Consider the following 18,666-nt stretch of genomic DNA (forward strand, 5'->3'; position numbering starts at 1 on the left):
TCATGACTTCTTCGACCATCTCGCTGGGTCGTCAGACCCTCGCCGGCCTTCGCCTGCTGGTCGTCATGACCGTGTTGCTCGGCGCGGTGTTCCCCGCTGCGATCTGGGGTGTCGGGCAGATCGCGTTCCGGGACCAGGCTGCAGGCTCTCTCGTGCACCAGGACGACAAGGTGATCGGGTCCTCCTTGCTCGGACAGGCGTGGAAGGGCCCTCAGTGGTTCCAGTCCCGACCGTCGGCCTCGGACTACGCGGGCGACACCAGCGGCGGGTCCAACCTCGGCCCGAGCGACAAGGCGCTCACCGACGAGGTCGCCAAGCGTCGTACGGCGCTGGGCGGTGGCATCCAAGCGCCTGACGCCCTGACCGCGAGTGGCAGCGGGCTCGACCCGCACATCTCGCCCGCGTACGCCGACCAGCAGGTCGCGCGCGTGGCCAAGGCTCGCGGGCTGCAGCCCGCACAGGTGAAGCAGCTGGTCGAGGACCACACCGAGGGTCGGACCCTCGGCTACCTCGGAAGGCCCCGGGTCAATGTTCTGGAGCTCAACATCGCTCTGAACCAGCTCGGTTCATCGCGATGAACACGCGCGCCGCCGGTCACGCCGATCGGGACGGGCAGCAGCACAATCGTCGTATGGCGCGCGGACGACTGCGGATCTACCTGGGTGCTGCCCCAGGCGTAGGCAAGACCGTCGCCATGCTGTCCGAGGCGCAGCGGCGGCGGGAGCGCGGGACCGACGTCGTGGTCGGCCTCGTCGAGACCCACGGACGGGCGTACACCGCCGACATGCTCGCCGGACTCGAGGTTCTGCCTCGAGTCCGGGTGCAGCACGGTGACTCCTTCCTCGAGGAGCTCGACGTCGACGAGGTGATCCGGCGTCGTCCCGATGTCGCGCTGATCGACGAGCTGGCCCACACCAACGCGTCAGGCTCCCGCCACGAGCGTCGCTGGGAGGACATCAACCAGGTGCTCGACGCCGGGATCGATGTGGTCTCGACGGTCAACGTGCAGCACCTCGAGTCGCTCAACGACGTCGTCTTCGAGATCACTGGTGTCCGTCAGCGCGAGACCGTGCCCGACGAGATCGTCCGGGCCGCAGACCAGATCGAGCTGGTCGACATGTCGCCGGAGGCTCTGCGACGACGACTCGCGCACGGCGCCGTCTACCCGGCTGAGCGGGTCGACGCCGCCCTGTCCAACTACTTCCGCCCGGGCAACCTGTCGGCCCTGCGCGAGCTCGCGCTGCTGTGGGTGGCCGACCGTGTCGACGAGGCGATGACGCGCTACCGGCACGACCAGGACATCGACAGCACCTGGGCCACTCGTGAGCGGGTCGTCGTCGCGCTCACGGGCGGTCCCGAGCAGGAGGTCCTGCTGCGCCGAGGTGCCCGGATCGCGGCCCGTGGCGCCGGCGGTCAGCTCCTTGCGGTCAAGGTCATCCCCGACTCCGGCCTGCGTGACATGCCGGACGACTCGATCAGCACCGCACGTGAGCTCACCCAAGAGCTGGGCGGCGAGCTGCACGTCGTCACGGGTTCGGACATCAGCGCCGCCATCCTCGACTTCGCCCGCAGCGTCAACGCGTCGCAGATCATCGTCGGCGCGAGCCGGCGGAGCCGATGGCAGGCTCTCCTGACGCCGGGCGTCGGCCAGCAGGTCGTCGCCGAGTCCGGTGACATCGACGTCCTGATGGTGACCCACCCCTATGCCTCGGGACGGACCCGGTCTCAGGGACGTACGTCCGTTGGCTGGGTGCGCACCATCGGCGGCTGGCTTCTCGCCACGGTCGGCACCGCGCTGCTCACCTGGATCCTCGACCTCACCCGTCAGGAGCACGACCTCCCACTTGAGGTCCTGCTCTTCCTGCTGCTGACCGTGGTGACGGCGATCGTCGGCGGACTGCTTCCGGCTCTGGTCGCGGCCGTGCTCGCCAGCCTCGCCCTCAACTGGTACTTCACGCCGCCGTTCAACACGCTCACCATCAATGAGCCGCAGAACGTCGTGGCCCTCATCGTCTTTGTCCTGGTTGCCGCTTCTGTCGCGTCCGTCGTACATCTGAGCGCGCGACGAGCTGAGCAAGCCGTTGCGGCACAACGTGATTCGCACATCCTGGCCGACCTTGCCCACTCGTTGCTCGACGCCGAGCGCCCGTTGTCTGCGTTGCTCGAGCAGGCCCGCGACATCTTCGGTGCGGCCGGCGCGGCCGTCGTCACCAAGACGCGCGGCGGTGGCATCGGCGAGCCCGTCGTGATGAGTGGCGAGGTGCCGATTCGCGACCCCGGCGCGATGCTCACGACGGCCTCCGTCGACGACGGGCACATCCTCGTGCTCTCCGGTGGCAACCGCCGTGCCGACCAGCGTCGCCTGGTGGAGGCCTTCGCCCACCACGCGGCCGCGGTGATCCGCGGCACCCACCTGGCCGAGGAAGCCGCGTCGGCCAAACGTCTGGCCCGCGACAACCGCACCCGGGGTGCGCTGCTGGCCGCGGTGTCGCACGACCTCCGCACTCCCCTGGCGGCGATCAAGGCCGGCGTCTCCAGTTTGCGCGAGCACGACATCGTGCTGTCGGAGCAGGACCAGGCCGAGCTGCTGAAGACTGTGGAGGACTCGGCCGACCGGCTGGACGCCCTCATCGAGAATCTGCTCGACATGTCTCGCATCCAGGCCGACACCGTCAAGCCACGGACCGACGAGCTCGTCGTGCTCGACCTCCTCCAGGCCAGCGTCCGCACGGTCACCCAGCCCGAACGCGTCCGCACCTGGCTGCCCGACAAGAGGCTGACGGTCGAGGCCGACGCCGGGCTGGCCGAACGGGTCCTCGCCAACCTGGTCGAGAACGCGCTGCGTTACTCCCCCGGTCGCCAGGAGGTCGTCATCAGTGCCGAGCGTTTGCAGGACCTGCTCGAGATCCGGGTCATCGACCGCGGCCCCGGCGTGCCGATGGAGCAGAAGGAGGGCATCTTTGCGCCCTTCCAGCGCTTCGGCGACGCACCTCGAGGCACGGGCGTCGGCCTCGGTCTGGCCGTCGCACGTGGTCTCGCCGAAGCCATGCAGGGCACACTGATCGCCGAGGACACTCCCGGCGGAGGACTGACGATGGTGCTGCTGCTGCCGATCGGTCCGACGAGCATCGTTGATACCGAAGGAGATTCAGCATGACGCGAGTCCTGGTCGTGGACGACGAACCGGCTCTGGTGCGCACGCTGAGCATCAACCTTCGCGCCCGCGACTACGACGTCGAGCACGCCTTCGACGGCCGCACCGCGCTGCAGAGCATCGCCGAGGCCGAGCCGGACGTCGTCGTCCTCGACCTGGGTCTGCCCGACCTCGACGGCGTCGAGATCATCCGGCGCGTACGCCGGTTCAGCGAGGTCCCGATCATCGTGCTGTCGGCGCGCCACGAGTCCGACGACAAGGTGGAGGCGCTCGACGAGGGTGCCGACGACTACATCACCAAGCCGTTCGGGATGGCCGAGCTGCTCGCCCGGGTGCGCGTCGCCGTACGCCGCCACACTCCGACAGACACTCATCCGGCGACTGTCTCCACACCCGACTTCACGCTGAACTTCGTTGAGCGACAAGCAACTCGGAGCGGCGCCCTCATCCGACTGACGCCCACGGAGTGGAGCCTGCTCGAAGCCCTGGCGACCCGGCCCGGCCACCTCGTGAGTCAGGCGGACCTCCTGCACGCGGTCTGGGGGCCGGGCTACGACAAGGAGACCCACTACCTCCGGGTCTATGCCGCCCAGCTGCGACGCAAGCTCGAGCCCGACCCGAGCCGGCCGCGTTACCTGATCACCGACCCCGGCCTCGGCTACCGCTTCGTGCTCCCCTGAGCGCGAGGCGGCTTCGCGGCTGCAAAGTGACTCGCTTCTTCGCAGATGACTCCCCTCGAGGAGAGGCACCTGCGAGGTAGCGAGTCACCTTGAGGGCGTCGTCGACGCGGCGTCGCGGCAGTTGATCGACAGAGGTTGCGGGTTGCAGAGCAGGACCTCGAGGTCGAGCATCATCGAGTCTCGCTCGGCCTTCGGGCCGTACTGGACGCGTGTCATGGCAAGAAGTGCCATGTCGTCAGTGCCACGAGCGACCTCCAGACTCAGCGTCTGGCCCTGACCCTGGTCACACCGGGCGTGCACCTCGTGCTGGGACCCGAGGCCACTGGCTTGCAGAGTGCCCTTCGAGATCCGCGGCGCGCGGTCGGCACTGCTCGACCCCGACACAGCGAATCCCTTGATCAGAGGGTCAGTCTCGTCCAGGACGGAGGTCACCCGCCTGATCGTGAGCGAGTCACCGTGCCGCACGCAGACCGGGATGCCCGTCACGACGTATGACTCACCGCGAGCCGTGTCGAGAGCCGCGACCGTCCCGCTCGCCGAGCTGACGATCTCCGCATCAGGTGACGTGGCGGCGTACACGGCCCCTGCACTCCCGAGCGCGACCAGCGTTGCAAGCGCGCCTATCGCGACAGACTTCCGCCTCATGAATAGCCCCCTGTGCCGTCAATGTGTCTGGCCGAAAGGTAGCGCGCTCTGCTCTGCGACAAACGCTGAGATCTTTCGTGGCGGGCCGCGGTTCGCATGACGACATCCCGTTCGCCGCCTCGGGCGTCTACTAGGGCAAAGGGGCTCTGGTGAGCCTGCCGCTCGGTGGTCAGGAACGGCCATGTCCACGCGCACCCGCTCATCGCTCCTTGCTCTCCTCACCACCAGCCTGATGCTCCTGGCGTGGGGCATCTCCCCCAGCGCCACGGCGGAGCCGGCGACGTCGGTGAGCTATCCGACGACCGCGACTGCCACGCGCTACACCGGGCTGGCCTTCGACACCTGCACCGCGCCGACCGCCGCGCAGATGACCGCGTGGAAGGCGTCGCCCTATCGGGCCGTCGGGGTCTACATCGGCGGCGCCAACAGGACGTGCGCCCAGCCCCAGCTCACGGCCGCCTGGGTGACGGCCGTGGCGCGGATGGGCTGGCGGATCGTGCCGGTCTACATGGGCCTGCAGGCGCCGTGCACCTTCCGCCCGAACGCGCAGAAGATCTCACCGAGCCTGGCCGCCTCCCAGGGCACCTCGCAGGCGGCCGACGCCATCACCAAGGCCAAGGCGCTCGGTCTGCTCCCCGGCAGCGCGATCTACGGCGACATGGAGCACTACGACGCCAGCAACGCGAGCTGCCGTACGACCGTGCTCGCCTTCCTGTCCGCCTGGACCAAGGAGCTGCACCGGCAGGGCTATGTCTCGGCCGTGTACGCGCACATCAGCTCCGGCGCACTGCACCTCTCCCAGGTCTACGGATCGACCGCGTACGCCCGCCCCGACGCCGTCTGGATCGCACGCTGGGACCTGAGCTCCGCGCTGACCGGCTGGGCGGGAATCCCCAACGAGCAGTGGGCAACTGGGCAACGAGCCAAGCAGTACCGCGGTGACCACGCCGAGACCTACGGTGGCGTGAGGCTCAACATCGACAACGACCGCTTCGACGCTCCCGTCGCGACGGTCGCCTACCCGTGGACCGTCACCAGCACGACGCCACTGAACGCCCGCCGCGCGCCGTCGTCCTCCGCAGCGGTCGCCACGTCGTACGCACCGCACTCGGTCGTGCAGGTCATCTGCCAGGCGCCGGGCACCAAGGTCGGCACGACGAGCGTCTGGAACAAGCTGTCGAACGGCACCTACGTCACCGACTACTACGTCAGCACGCCGTCGAACACGACCTACACCGCACCGATCCCACGCTGCGGCTACCCGTACCAGACGACCACCAGCCTGAGCAGGCGCAGCGGCCCGAGCACGTCGTACGGCGTCCTGGGCACCCTCCCCACCGGCGCCCTCGCGTGGGTGGCGTGCCAGGGGCCGGGGTCCAAGGTCGGCACGACCGCGGTGTGGGACCGGCTCACCGACGGGTCGTGGGTGAGCGACTACTACGTGGCCAACCCGAGCAACACGACGTACAGCGGCCCGGCACCCCGCTGCTGAGCGGCGCTACTTGCGGGCGAACTTCGTCAGCGTCATGCCGAGCAGGCGCGCGACGACCAGCGCGAGGTAGTAGACGCCGGCGAGCTGTTCGAGCATCACCACAGAACGAGCGTGCCCGCCGACCGGCGCGATGTCCGACAGTCCTGTGCCCGTCATCGTCGTGAACGACAGGAACAGCAGCTCGATCCAGGCCAGGTCACCAGGATTCTTCGGCGCCAGGAACTGACCTGAACCCCAGATCACCTGCACCACGCCGTAGACGTAGGCGAACGCCCAGGCCACCACGGTGAAGCACGCGCCCGTGGCGAACAGCTCGTCGGTGGAGACGTGCTCGTCGCTGAACATGTATCGGATCAGGCCGTAGGCGAGGTAGAAGTAGAACGCTCCGTGTGTGACGCCGCTGAGCAGGAGCACCGCATCGTTCTTGTCGGCGAACACCTCGACGACGGTGAGCACTGCGGCGGGGATGCCCAGGGTGATCGAGACCCGGGTGAGCGCCGGCGTCATCCGGACCGCCGCCACCGCGAGCACCAGGACGGTCAGCTGGAACAGCGAGAAGACCGCACGCCCCAGGTCGCCGCCGGTGAACGGGTAGACCACGATGCCCAGCAGCTGCGCCGCGAGGAGGACTGCGCATGGCAGGGTCCGGATGCGGTCGAACCACCCGATGCTCGGCGCTTCGGCCGTCGTCATTCGCGGTAGTGGGACGGCGCCGTACGGTACGGGTCACCGTCGTCGGTGGACGTACCTGATCCGTCCACCAGCATCGACTCGGGCGCCCAGCCCGACTCGGAGGACACCGTCCGGTCGTGCCAGGAGGACTCGCCGTACAGCGGGCCACTGGGGGTCAGCGGCTGATAGGGCGAGACGTAGGAGAACGAGGAAGGCTCGCGCCGGTTGCTCATGGTGTAGGCCAGGGCCGCCGCGCCCGCAGCAAGCCAGCCGAGCAGGAAGGCCCACCAGGTCACGCGGGTGATCATCGTGGGCCAGACGCCCGGGTAGGCCCGGCCGTCCAGCACCGAGTTGACGTAGATGACGGTCCAGACGGTCTTGCCGGCGACGGACGCCACCAGCAGGGCCATCCAGGTGCCGAGGAAGACGGGCAGCGCGCGGCTACCGACGACCATCGACCGGACCAGCAAGTAGGTCAGGCTCCAGGTCAAGAACGCGGTGATGACCAGCCCCGCAAGGAACGCGACGACCATGGCGCCCCGCACCGGATCAGCGAACGGCCAGACGAACTCGCCCGTCCGGCGGACGAGGAGTCCGTCGAGGGTCGGGTTGGTGTCGATGCCTTCCTTGGCCACGTTCCAGGTGATGAGGGATCCTGCGACGTGCAGCACCACCGTGAGAACGGCTGCGACGGTTGCAGCGCCACCAGCCTTCGCTCGCTTCATGCACGCACGCTAGAGCACGGACGGGCCGAGAAGGACGATCACGCGCGCCGATCCGTGAGTTCCCAGGCGTCCTCGGACTCCTCGCCGTCGCCGCCACCGTCATGACCATCGTCGTACGCCGGTGTGACCACCGCGTCGTCGCTCGGGATGTCGTCGCCGCGCAGCAGGGCCAGGGTCATCGGCAGGTCGTCCGGTTTGACCAGCACGTCACGCGCCTTGGACCCCTCGGACGGACCGACGATGCCGCGGGACTCGAGCAGGTCCATGAGCCGTCCGGCCTTAGCGAAGCCGACGCGCAGCTTGCGCTGCAGCATCGAGGTCGACCCGAACTGCGTCGTGATGACGAGCTCGGTCGCCTGCAGCAGCACGTCGAGGTCGTCACCGATGTCCTCGTCGATGTCCTTCTTCGCCGCGACCACGGTGACGTCGTCGCGGTAGTTGGGCTTCAGCTGCTCCTTCACGTGCGCGACCACGTTGTGGATCTCCGACTCGGTGACCCAGGCACCTTGCACACGCATCGACTTGGACGCGCCCATCGGCAGGAAGAGCGCGTCGCCCTGACCGATGAGCTTCTCGGCGCCCGGCTGGTCGAGGACCACCCGGGAGTCGGCGAGCGAGGACGTCGCGAACGCCATGCGCGAGGGCACGTTGGCCTTGATCAGACCGGTGACGACATCGACCGAGGGCCGCTGCGTCGCCAGGACCAGGTGGATGCCGGCCGCCCGCGCGAGCTGGGTGATCCGGACGATCGACTCCTCGACGTCACGGGGCGCCACCATCATCAGGTCGGCCAGCTCGTCGACGATCACCAGCAGGTAGGGGTAGGGGTGCATGACCCGCTCGGAGCCGGCGGGCGGGGTCACCTTGCCGGACCTGACGGCCTTGTTGAAGTCATCGATGTGCTTGAACCCGAAGGCGGCGAGGTCGTCGTAGCGCGTGTCCATCTCGCGCACGACCCACTGCAGCGCCTCGGCTGCCTTCTTGGGGTTGGTGATGATCGGGGTGATGAGGTGCGGGATGCCTTCGTAGCCGGTGAGCTCCACCCGTTTGGGGTCGACCAGCACCATGCGCACCTCGTCCGGCGTGGAGCGCATCAGGATCGAGGTGATCATCGAGTTCACGAAGCTGGACTTGCCGGCGCCGGTCGCACCTGCGACGAGGAGGTGCGGCATCTTGGCGAGGTTGGCGATGACGTAGCCGCCCTCGACGTCCTTGCCGACGCCCATCACCATCGGGTGCTGGTTGCCGCGCGCGGCCTGGCTGCGCAGCACGTCACCGAGGCTGACCGTCTCGCGGTCGGAGTTGGGGATCTCGATGCCGATCGCCGACTTGCCGGGGATCGGGCTGAGGATGCGCACATCGGCGGAGGCGACGGCGTACGCGATGTTCTTGGACAGGGCGGTGACGCGCTCGACCTTGGTGCCAGTGCCGAGCTCGACCTCGTAACGGGTCACCGTCGGGCCACGGGTGAAGCCGGTGACCTGCGCATCGACGCCGAACGACTCCAGCGTGTCGGTCAGGGCCTCGACGACTCGGTCGTTGGCGGCCGAACGCGACTTGTGCGGTGTGCCGGGCTCGAGCAGCTTGCTCTCGGGCAGCGTGTAGGTCACGTCGCCCGCCAGCGCCAGCTGCTCGACGCGCTGCGGCAGCTGCTGGGTCGGCGGCGCCTCAAGAGTGCGGCTGCTCTGCTCGGCCAGCGGGCCCGGCCTGGGCTTCTTCGGCAGCGTGCTGCTGCGCTTGGCCCGCTCCAGTGCCTCGGCCGCGGCCGTGCCGCTGCCCTCGGCCTGATCGTGGTCGTAGACCTCGGCGTCGTCAGCCGGAGCCTTCTCGCCGGGGCGCAGCTCGCGGCCGCTCTTGGTCCGACGGGGTACGACCTGGGCCGCCTGCTCGAACGCTTCGTCACCGGTGCGGGTGTCGTCCTCGGACATCCGCTTGCGCGGGCTGCGCCGACGCGGCTTCTTGCCGTCGATGTCGGCGCCGTGCCGGTCGGCCTCGACGGCATCCGGCTCCTCGTCCGTGCTGTCGGCCTCGCTGTAGTAGAGGAGACGGTCGCGCGCCTCGCGCAGGCGGTAGCCGATCTGGTGGACCGGCGTCGCCGTCACGACCAGCAGCCCGAACAGGCCGAGAATGAACAGGATCGGGACAGCACCCCAGGTCCGGACCCCGGCCACGAGCGGGCTCGAGGCGAGGAAGCCGATCATGCCGCCGGCCTCGTTCATGACCTTGGTGCCGGCGTCCGGGCTGGGCAGGCCCTTCTGGATGTGGGCCAGCCCGCTGGCGGAGAACCCGAGCATGACCAGGCCAATGATGACCCGGTTGGTCGGCTGGTGGCCGCGCGGCGAGCGCAGCATGTGGACCCCGAGCAGCAGCAGGACCAGCGGCAGCGCGAAGCCCACGACGCCGAAGGTGCCGGCCACCACGGAGTGCACGATCTCGCCGAACTTGCCGGACAGGCCCCACCACTCGCGGGCCGCCACCACGATCGCCACGGCGATCAGGAGGAAGCCGATGCCGTCGCGACGGTGCTCCGGCTCCAGGTCTCGCGCCGAGCTCCCGACGCGTCGTGCGGCTCCACCAGCCACGTGTGAGACCCCCATCCACGTGCCACGCAGTACGCGCAGCGGTGAGGGCAGTCCACCATCCTTGGCACCTCTGCCGCCGCGAGTTGGCGTAGGTGCGGCCTTCTTGGCGGGCGGACGGGTCGACTTACGGCGGCCCGCGGCCTTGGGGCGTGCCGACTTGGACCGGCTCGAGGACGAGGCGGTCTTCGACGCGGACTGACGGGTAGCCACGTTGACAGAGTAGTGGTGAACCCCACCAGCCCCCTACGTCACACGCGGAATGGAGCGGTATTCAGCGTTCTCATATGCCAAGACCGGTTGTCCGACGAGTGGACCGTTCTGGCCGGCCGTCGTTATGTTGTCGAACAGGTCAAGAGTCTCAGCGTCAAGCCCCGGCTTGCTGAGCGGCAACCCTCCGCCGCGGTGGGGTGCTCCGGGTGACGACCCGGCCCACCCGGCAGCCGCCCGTGGGCAAGCGCGAGTCTCCAAGGAGCTTCCGTGTCGACGGCACCCCTTCCCCCGAACGAGCCCTCTGTTGCCCAGCCCGTGCCCCGACGCCTGAGCCTGGTGCGCCAGGCCGTCTCCCGGCGTACGACAGCGCGGGCGACCAACGGCGTCCCCACGACCGTCGGGCTCGAGCTCGGCGTCCCGACGGTCCACCGCACGGTGGTCGACTTCGGCAACCTCGATCACGCGGCGACCACGCCGGCGCTGACCGCCGTGTCCGAAGCCGTCGACAAGGTCCAGCGCCGCTACGGCTCGGTCCACCGCGGGGCCGGCTACACCAGTCGCCTCACCACGTCGTGGTTCGAGCAGGCCCGTGATGAGGTCGGCAGCTTCGTCGGGGCGCGTCCCGATGACGAGGTCGTCTTCACCCGCAACACGACCGACTCCCTGCGGCTGCTCGCGCACGCCCTCCCCCGGCGTACGTCCGTCCTGGTCTTCGAGTCCGCGCACCATGCCGCGCTGCTCCCTTGGCCGTCGCGGCGCACGACCCGGCTGCCGGTGCCCGCGAGCGCTCATGACGCAGTCTCGTTGCTCGACCAGGCGCTGGAGCGGCTCGGCGACACAGGACCTCGGCTTGTCGTGCTGACCGGTGCCTGCAACGTGACCGGTGACATCTGGCCGGTCGCCGAGCTCGCCGAGGTGGCGCGTCGGCACGGCGCGCGCACGGTCCTCGACGCCGCTCAGCTGGCACCGCACCGCGTCGTCGACATCGCCGCCCTGGGCGTCGACTGGGTCGCCTTCTCCGGGCACAAGATCTACGCCCCCTACGGCGCCGGCGCTCTGGTCGGCCGTCGCGACTGGCTCGATCAGGCTGCGCCCTACCTGCCCGCGGGCGGCGCGACACACACGGTCTCCCACCGGCACATCCGCTGGCAGCAGGGTCCGGCGCGGCACGAGGGCGGCACTCCCAACGCGGTCGGCGCCATTGCTCTGGCGACGGCCTGCGCCACCATCGCGGCGAACCGGGATGCTGTCGAGGCGCACGAGGCCGAGCTGCTGGGCCTGCTGCGGGCCGGGCTGGCCGCCACACCCGGCGTCCACGTGCACCACGTGCTCGGGGTGTCTCCTGACAGCGTCGGTGTCGCGACCTTCACGGTCGACGGCTACGCACCGTCGTTGGTGTCACAGGTGCTGGCCGACGAGCACGGGCTGGCGGTCCGTGACGGCCGGTTCTGTGCCCACCTGCTGTGCGAGACGTTGTTCGACGGAGACGGCACGGCCGTACGCGCGAGCATCGGCCTCGCCACCACCCGTGAGCACGTCCAGCGGCTGGTGAGCGGCGTACGCCGGCTGGTCGAGCAGGGTCCCGCGCTCGCTTACGAGAACACCAGCGAGGGCTGGGTCGCGCAGGACGACCCGCGCGACCTGACCGAGCCGCGCCCCTGGTGAGACCTCACCCGACACCGATCCGCAGGCGCGCCCAGATCGCCGCGTGATCGGTGTCGGGCACGCTCACCACGCCGGCGTCCACGACGCCGAGCTTGCGCACCAGCACGTGGTCGATCTGCACGAACGGCGGCGTACGCCGATCACGCGGCCAGGTGCGTACCCACCCTGATCCGGTCGCCCGGTGCGCATCGGTCATGGTCTCGGCCGCGTGCCGGAACGCGGGGTGGGCACTCGAGGCGTTGAAGTCTCCGGCGATGACGAGGGGGACGTCGCGCGGTTGCTTGGCGCGCCATGTGGCGAGCTCACCGAGCTGGTCATGCCAGCCGTGCACGAGGTCTGGCACAGGAGGGTAAGGGTGTGCCGCGCGCAGCACGTAGCGACCACCCGGCGCCTGCACCTCGGCAACCGGCTGGTCGAATCGCGGTGGTACGTGGGCACTTTCGAGTGCTTTGAGGCGGCGCGAGCTGCAGATCACCGTGCCGTCCGCCCCGGCTCGCGGCGTGCCGACCATGTTGGGGAGAAGCTTGCCGAGGCCGGCGACTCGCAGCCGGCGCCAGCCCTCTGGCGTGACCTCCACGAGGACGAGGCTGGTGACCTTGCGCTCACGGACGGTGGCGACGATGGTCGCGGGGTCAGCCGCGCCGTATTCCATGTTGGAGGCCATCACGACCTCGTCCCGCGGTCCGGCGGCGACCGTGTCCGAGCGCATCGCACGGAACGCGAGGATCGCCGGCAGGAGGGCGATGACGAGTGCCACGACCACGAGCCGTCGCTCGCGCATCACAGCCGTGGCGATCACCAGCATGAACGCGAGGAGCCCGAACACCGGGAACACGGACTGGGCGACCGGCACCCGGCCCGTCCCGTCGTACCACCGGAGGAAGACCCCGATGCCCGCCACGACGAGCAGCGCCATCACCGCCCAGCGCACGATGTCGCTCCGCTGCATCTGTTGCTCTCCTTCGACCTTGCGTCCGGCAGTGGCCTCACCGACCGAAAGCCCACGTGACCATACGTGGGAACTCGCGCCTCCAGAACGGCCCACCGTGATCACCGGCTCGCTCGGTCATCACGACGTCAGCTCCGGCGTCCTGGAGCGCGCCCGCCCAGCGGGTCGCGTTCTCGCGAAAGAACGGCTCGGCAGTGCCGGCGACAAGGTAGGTGCGCGGCAGCAGATCCGGCAGCGTGTCCGGCGGCCGATAACCGGCACCCGGCGAGGCGCAGAAGACCACGCCGTAGACGTCCGGATGGCGCATACCCATGGCCAGGGCGAGCTCACCACCGGCTGAGACTCCACATACCGCCGTACGCGCCGCCGGCAGCGCGACGCCGAACCGATCCCGAACCCAGTCGCGGACGTCCGTGAAGAAGAACGCCTCGTGGGCCTCGAACCGGGCGGGATCGATCGCGGGTGAGTACTCGCCGAGCCGCACCATCTCGTCGTCGACTGCGGTCCGGTGTGCACCGACAACCATCGTCGGAGGCGCGCCCGCGGCCTCCAGATCTGCGCCCCACCGCGAGATCAGCTGTCCGTCGCCCGCGAAGACCACGGCCTCAGGAGGCGCGGAAGGGACGTAGACCGTGACGTCACGGCCCCCGTCGTACGGAAAGGTCTCGGTGACAAGAGACATGGACGCTCCTCTCGTAGGTGAAGATCATCACTTCACTCTAGGCAAATGAAGGTATGATCTTCATATGGCCCAACGACAGCCATCTGCTTCCACAGCCACCGTGATCGGCGATCTGGTCGGATCGCGCCAGTCCCCCGATCGCACCCAGGTGCACCGCGAGCTGTCCGCGGCCTTGGAGTCCTCGACCACGGACCATCCTGCCGTCGAGACGCCCTGGATCACCGCAGGCGATGAGTTCCAGGCGCGTTACGACACAGTGGGCGACGCCCTGAACGCCACCTTCTGGCTGCGGCTCGAGCTCCTCCCGACCGTGGACGTGCGATTCGGCATCGGCTGGGGTCCGGTCACCGTCCTGGACGCCGAGCGAGGAATCCAGGACGGGCCGGGCTGGTGGATCGCCCGCGCGGCGATCGAGAGCACCGAGCGAGGACAGTCGCAGCCGGCGCTGCGCCACCTGCGCACGACCTACCAGGCGTACGACGACAGCGGGCCGCGGCCGGAGGCGGTCAACGCGGCACTCGCCTGTCGGGACCACCTGGTTGGATCACTCGACGAACGCTCCCTTCGCATCCTGAGAGGTCTCATGGGCGGTCACACCAAGTCCGACCTGGCAGCAGCCGAGGGCATCAGTCCTTCGGCTGTCTCCCAGCGCGCGATGCGTGACGGTCTGGACACGATCGTGCTCGCACAGAGCTGGCTGAGGGAGGTCTCATGAGCGTCGTCGCTGCACTCCTGCTCGCGATCGGGCTGGGCGACCTGGCCCGCAGCCGACGACCGCACGGCGTCCGCATCCCGATAGCCATCGCGCTCGCGACGCTCGTCGCCGTGGCTCTGCTCGCCGACCTCACCTCCTGGGCCGATCTTGGGCTGCTCGTGGTGGCGGCCGCGACGGCCATCGCCTGGATCACCCTCTCCTCCAAGGCACTTCGCCAGCGACGCGGTGAGTTGTGGCCGCTCGCCGCACTCGGCGCCGGGCTGCTCGCCCTGCTGGTGCTGGCCGGCGCGGGCTCGACCGCCGACGGTGCGCTCGGCCGCTGGATGCGCTGGGTCGACCTGGCCCAGCTCCACGAGGTCGAGCCGCAGCGCTTCCTGCTGATCCTCGGGCTGGTCGCGCTCCAGCTGAGCACGGGCAACGAGCTGGTCCGGCTGGTGCTGACCGCTGTCGGCGCGATCAAGCCGCAGGGTCAGCCGCAGCCCTCGGACCGCCTCAAGGGCGGCCGGCTGCTCGGTCCGATGGAGCGCGTCTTCATCCTCGGCCTCGGCCTTGCCGGTGAGGTGACGGCGGCGGGTCTGGTCATCGCGGCCAAGGGACTGATCCGGTTCCCCGAGCTCAGCTCACGTCGTACGGCCGCACAGGAGCGCTCGGAGGTCGACATCGACGAGGTCACCGAGTACTTCTTGGTCGGCAGCTTCGTGAGCTGGCTGCTCGCGATGGCCGCGCTCGGCCTGGCTGTCCTGTCCTGAGGCCGGCACACCGTGCCGGATGCCGTTCCCGACGTGCACCCCATGGGCGAAGTCCTTGATCAGCGTCCAGAGCGTCTTCATGTCTCGATCGTCCGCCGCGGGAGGCCTCGCCAACAGTGGCGTAGATGACACTGTTCGTTAAGATCTAGCCATGACGTCAGGCAGCGGTCCAGGGACGGTCTCCGTCCTCGCGTACGACGGCATGACGGCCTTCGAGGCCGGCATCGTCATCGAGGTCTTCGGGTTGCACTGGTCGGACCTCGATCTGCCTTGGTACGACCTGAGGGTCTGCGCCGAGGGCGACGCACCTCTGCGGGTCCTCGGCGGAGCAACACTGAGCACGCCGTACGGCCTGGCCGACTTCGCGGCCGCTGACACCGTGGTCGTCCCGAGCGTCAAAGACCCGTCCGGGCCGGTGTCCGATGACCTGATCGCGGCGCTGCAGTCCGCTCACGCCCGAGGCGCGCGGCTGGTGTCGATCTGCTCCGGTGCGTTCGCCCTGGCCGCAGCCGGGCTGCTCGACGGGCGGCGCGCGACCACCCACTGGCGCTACGCCGACCAGCTGCAGTGCCGCTACCCGGATGTCCTCGTCGACCCGGACCCGCTCTACGTGGAGGACGACAACGTCCTGACCAGTGCTGGCTGCGCCGCCGGGCTCGACCTCGCGCTGCACATCGTGCGATCTGACCTGGGTGCCTCGGTCGCCAACGCCGTCGCACGCCGCATGGTCGTCTCACCGCACCGCCCCGGCGGCCAGTCGCAGTACATCGAGGCTCCGATGGCGGTCGACCCTGAGGACGAGCGGCTCGCGGCGAGCCTGGCCTGGGCGCAGGAGCACCTCGACCAGCCCATCCGACTGGGCGACCTGGCCGCTCGCGCGGCGATGTCCTCGCGGACCTACCAGCGCAAGTTCTCGGCCGCGACCGGCACCAGCCCGGCGCAGTGGCTGATCGAGCGACGGGTCCAACGTGCCGTGGAGCTCCTGGAGACCACCGACTTGCCGATCGAATACGTCGGCGCGGCAACGGGATTCGCGACTCCGGCGACGATGCGCCACCACTTCACGGCACGTGTCGGTACGAGCCCGTCGGCCTACCGTCGGACCTTCAAAGCCGAGCCGATCAGGCGTCGATGACGATCGGGATGATCATCGGGCGTCGCCGGAGCTTGCTGCCGACAAAGCCACCGACGGTGCGACGGATCACCTGCTGCAGCTGGTGTGAGTCGCGGATGCCCTTGGCCCGAGCTTCCTCGAGCGCCTCCTCGAGCTTGGGCAGCACCCGTTCGAAGACCTGCTCGTCCTCGGCAAAACCGCGGGTCTGGATCTCAGGACCAGCCGCAATCTTGCCGGTGGCCGCGTCCCGCACCACGATGATCGTCACAAAGCCCTCGTCGCGCAGGATGCGCCGGTCCTTCAGCAGCTCCTCGTCGGTGGCGCCCACCAGGGAGCCGTCGACGTAGATGTAGCCACACGGCACCGAGCCGGTGATGGCTGCCTTGCCGTTGACCAGGTCGACGACCACACCGTCCTCGGCCAGCACGACGTTCTTGCGCGGCACACCGGTCTGCACGGCCAGGTCGGCGTTGGCCACGAGGTGACGCCACTCGCCGTGGATCGGCATGACGTTCTTGGGCTTGACGATGTTGTAGCAGTAGAGCAGCTCGCCTGCGCTGGCGTGACCCGAGACGTGCACCAAGGCGTTGCCCTTGTGCACGACCTTGGCGCCGAGCCGCATCAGGCCGTTCATCACGCGGTAGACGGCGTTCTCGTTGCCCGGGATGAGCGAGCTGGCCATCAGGACGGTGTCGCCCTCGCCCACGTCGATCTTGTGGTCACGGTTGGCCATCCGGGACAGCGCCGCCATCGGCTCGCCCTGCGAACCGGTGCAGATCAGCACGATCTGGTCATCGCGCAGGTCGTCGAGCTTCTTGAGGTCGACCAGGACTCCGTCGGGCACCCGCAGGTAGCCGAGGTCGGTGGCGATGCCCATGTTGCGCACCATCGACCGGCCGACCATGGCGACCTTGCGGTCGTAGAGCTCGGCGGCGTCCAGCACCTGCTGGACGCGATGCACGTGCGAGGAGAAGCAGGCGACGATGATGCGCCGGTCCGCAGTCTCGAAGACGCGCTCGATCGCGGGCGTGATGTCGCGCTCCGGCGTGGTGAAGCCCGGGACCTCAGCATTGGTCGAGTCGGTGAGGAACAGGTCGACGCCCTCCTCGCCCACGCGGGCGAAGGCGCGCAGGTCGGTGATCCGTCCGTCCAGCGGCAGCTGATCCATCTTGAAGTCGCCGGTGCACAGCAAGGTGCCACCCGGCGTACGGATGAACACGGCGAGCGCGTCAGGGATCGAGTGGTTGACCGCGATGAACTCGCAGTCGAACGGCCCGATCTTCTCGCGCTGCCCCTCCTTGACCGACATCGTGTACGGCTTGATGCGGTGCTCCTTGAGCTTCGCCTCGATGAGGGCGAGCGTCAGCGTCGAGCCGATCAGCGGGATGTCCCGCTTCATGCGCAGCAGGTAGGGCACTGCGCCGATGTGGTCCTCGTGACCGTGCGTCAGCACGATCCCGTCGATGTCATTGAGCCGATCGGCGATGTACTCGAAGTCCGGCAGGATCAGGTCGACACCGGGGTGGTCCTCGGGGAAGAGGACGCCGCAGTCGACGATCAGCAGGCGGCCGTCGTACTCGATGACCGTCATGTTGCGCCCGACCTCGCCCAGACCACCGAGGGCGACAACTCGGACGCCGCCCTTCGGGAGTGCGGGCGGCGGGCCGAGCTCGGGGTGGGGATGACTCACATCAGTCCTGACTTGGTCAGTGCGTCGCGCAGCAAGGCGCGGTGCTCCTCGGGTGCCGGGAGCAGCGGCAGGCGGCAGAAGTCGGAGTCGATCACTCCGAGCAGCTTGAGGGCGGCCTTCGCCTGGATGGCGCCCTGGCTCGTGTCCATGATCGCATCGACGATGGGGATCAGTCGGGTGTGGATCTCGCGGGCGCGTGGCAGGTCACCGCGGTCCATGGCGGCCACCATCTCGGCGTACTCGGCACCGGCGACATGGCCGACGACCGAGACCACGCCGATGGCGCCCTGCGCCAGGTGCGCGAGGTTGACCACGTCGTCGCCGGAGAACCACAGGAGGTCGGTCTCGGCGATCAGCCGGCTGGCCTCGAAGAAGTCGCCCTTGGCGTCCTTCACGGCCTTCAGCTGGTCGATCTCCGCGAGCCGGCGGATCGTGTCGGTCGCCAGGGCGGTGCCGGTGCGGCCGGGGATGTCGTACGCCATCGCCGGCAGGTCGGTCGCGGTCGCCACCGTGCGGAAGTGCTCGACGATGCCGTCCTGGGTGGGCTTGTTGTAGTAGGGCGTCACGATGAGGACAGCATCAGCGCCGAGCTCGGCCATCCGCTTGGCGACGCGCGTCGAGTGGGCGGTGTCGTTGGTGCCCACACCCGCCGTGACCTTGACGCGACCGCCGACGGCGTCCACCACCGCCTTGACGGTGGCGAAGTTCTCCTCGTCGGTGGTGGTCGCGGACTCGCCAGTTGTCCCGTTGACGACCAGGCCGTCATGGCCACGATCGGCCAGGTGGGCAGCGAGCTTGCTGATGCCGTCGAGGTCCAAGGAACCGTCGTCGTGCATCGGGGTCACCATGGCCGTCAGCACGCGGCCGAAAGGAGAGCTCGTCATGGCTCACCAGGCTAGTCGCTGAGCGCAGCGAGCGAACCGGCGGCTCACAGGGTGGAGA

General features: G+C 69.1%; 16 protein-coding genes and 1 riboswitch. Of the genes, 8 read left to right on the forward strand and 8 right to left on the reverse strand.

All coding sequences use genetic code 11. The features are described 5' to 3' along the window. Positions 1–2: 2 nt before the first annotated feature. The 3 genes from kdpC to VV02_RS18090 are packed head-to-tail and all read left to right on the forward strand — an operon-like array spanning position 3 to position 3,834. Complete coding sequence (gene kdpC, locus VV02_RS18080; protein ID WP_052597214.1) at positions 3–578, forward strand: potassium-transporting ATPase subunit KdpC; 576 nt, start codon at positions 3–5, stop codon at positions 576–578. A 53-nt stretch (positions 579–631) separates the two neighbouring features. Beyond that, positions 632–3,157 (forward strand): DUF4118 domain-containing protein, encoded by a 2,526-nt coding sequence (locus VV02_RS18085; RefSeq protein WP_052597216.1) that lies wholly within the window; start codon positions 632–634, stop codon positions 3,155–3,157. Next, a complete protein-coding gene (locus VV02_RS18090; protein WP_052593755.1) occupies positions 3,154–3,834 on the forward strand; it encodes a response regulator in 681 nt (226 codons plus the stop codon). Before VV02_RS18085 ends, VV02_RS18090 begins: the two co-directional genes overlap by 4 nt. A gap of 84 nt (positions 3,835–3,918) precedes the next feature. Here VV02_RS18090 and VV02_RS18095 read toward each other — a convergent pair whose 3' ends face one another. Beyond that, positions 3,919–4,479 (reverse strand): hypothetical protein, encoded by a 561-nt coding sequence (locus VV02_RS18095; protein WP_157063451.1) that lies wholly within the window; start codon positions 4,477–4,479, stop codon positions 3,919–3,921. 181 nt (positions 4,480–4,660) lie between these two features. On the opposite strand from VV02_RS18095, the gene VV02_RS18100 reads away from it, so the two are divergent. Then, entirely contained in the window at positions 4,661–5,971 is a 1,311-nt protein-coding gene (locus tag VV02_RS18100; RefSeq protein ID WP_052593759.1) for a DUF1906 domain-containing protein, read from the forward strand. 6 nt (positions 5,972–5,977) lie between these two features. On the opposite strand, the gene VV02_RS18105 is transcribed toward VV02_RS18100, so the two are convergent. Genes VV02_RS18105 through VV02_RS18115 form a run of 3 tightly spaced genes read right to left on the reverse strand, consistent with a single transcriptional unit; the run spans position 5,978 to position 10,160 of the window. Next, positions 5,978–6,664 (reverse strand): ion channel, encoded by a 687-nt coding sequence (locus VV02_RS18105; RefSeq protein ID WP_052593761.1) that lies wholly within the window; start codon positions 6,662–6,664, stop codon positions 5,978–5,980. After that, positions 6,661–7,368 (reverse strand): hypothetical protein, encoded by a 708-nt coding sequence (locus tag VV02_RS18110; RefSeq protein ID WP_052593762.1) that lies wholly within the window; start codon positions 7,366–7,368, stop codon positions 6,661–6,663. Before VV02_RS18110 ends, VV02_RS18105 begins: the two co-directional genes overlap by 4 nt. A gap of 38 nt (positions 7,369–7,406) precedes the next feature. Beyond that, the gene (locus VV02_RS18115) at positions 7,407–10,160 is read right to left on the reverse strand and encodes a DNA translocase FtsK (protein ID WP_425412279.1); all 2,754 of its coding nucleotides are present in this window, start codon (positions 10,158–10,160) and stop codon (positions 7,407–7,409) included. 137 nt (positions 10,161–10,297) lie between these two features. Then, a riboswitch (SAM riboswitch) is annotated at positions 10,298–10,413 on the forward strand. A gap of 14 nt (positions 10,414–10,427) precedes the next feature. Here VV02_RS18115 and VV02_RS18120 point away from each other — a divergent pair. Further along, positions 10,428–11,825: an aminotransferase class V-fold PLP-dependent enzyme gene (locus tag VV02_RS18120; protein WP_083450264.1), complete on the forward strand. Its 1,398-nt coding sequence runs from the start codon at positions 10,428–10,430 to the stop codon at positions 11,823–11,825. 4 nt (positions 11,826–11,829) lie between these two features. Here the strand turns inward: VV02_RS18120 and VV02_RS18125 are convergent, their stop codons facing one another. Then, the gene (locus tag VV02_RS18125; protein ID WP_052593766.1) at positions 11,830–12,774 is read right to left on the reverse strand and encodes an endonuclease/exonuclease/phosphatase family protein; all 945 of its coding nucleotides are present in this window, start codon (positions 12,772–12,774) and stop codon (positions 11,830–11,832) included. 37 nt (positions 12,775–12,811) lie between these two features. Continuing rightward, the gene (locus VV02_RS18130; protein ID WP_052593768.1) at positions 12,812–13,456 is read right to left on the reverse strand and encodes an alpha/beta hydrolase; all 645 of its coding nucleotides are present in this window, start codon (positions 13,454–13,456) and stop codon (positions 12,812–12,814) included. A gap of 64 nt (positions 13,457–13,520) precedes the next feature. Between VV02_RS18130 and VV02_RS18135 the strand changes: the two genes are divergently transcribed. The 3 genes from VV02_RS18135 to VV02_RS18145 all read left to right on the forward strand — a co-directional run bounded on the left by VV02_RS18135 (position 13,521) and on the right by VV02_RS18145 (position 16,055). After that, on the forward strand, positions 13,521–14,171 hold the full coding sequence (locus VV02_RS18135; protein ID WP_052593771.1) for a SatD family protein: 651 nt from the start codon (positions 13,521–13,523) through the stop codon (positions 14,169–14,171). Then, positions 14,168–14,920 carry a hypothetical protein gene (locus tag VV02_RS18140; RefSeq protein WP_052593773.1) on the forward strand — a complete coding sequence of 251 codons (753 nt, stop codon included), beginning with the start codon at positions 14,168–14,170 and terminating at the stop codon, positions 14,918–14,920. Before VV02_RS18135 ends, VV02_RS18140 begins: the two co-directional genes overlap by 4 nt. Before the next feature lie 151 nt (positions 14,921–15,071). Beyond that, complete coding sequence (locus VV02_RS18145; protein WP_052593775.1) at positions 15,072–16,055, forward strand: helix-turn-helix domain-containing protein; 984 nt, start codon at positions 15,072–15,074, stop codon at positions 16,053–16,055. Here VV02_RS18145 and VV02_RS18150 read toward each other — a convergent pair. Together VV02_RS18150 and dapA are read right to left on the reverse strand one after the other, a co-directional pair. Next, positions 16,042–17,724: a ribonuclease J gene (locus tag VV02_RS18150; RefSeq protein WP_052593777.1), complete on the reverse strand. Its 1,683-nt coding sequence runs from the start codon at positions 17,722–17,724 to the stop codon at positions 16,042–16,044. The genes VV02_RS18145 and VV02_RS18150 overlap by 14 nt on opposite strands. Next, positions 17,721–18,608, reverse strand: coding sequence for a 4-hydroxy-tetrahydrodipicolinate synthase (gene dapA / locus VV02_RS18155; protein WP_052593780.1), 888 nt, complete (start codon positions 18,606–18,608; stop codon positions 17,721–17,723). Before dapA ends, VV02_RS18150 begins: the two co-directional genes overlap by 4 nt. Positions 18,609–18,666 lie beyond the last annotated feature (58 nt).

Origin of the sequence: Luteipulveratus mongoliensis, assembly GCF_001190945.1 — a bacterium.
GTDB lineage: Bacteria > Actinomycetota > Actinomycetes > Actinomycetales > Dermatophilaceae > Luteipulveratus > Luteipulveratus mongoliensis.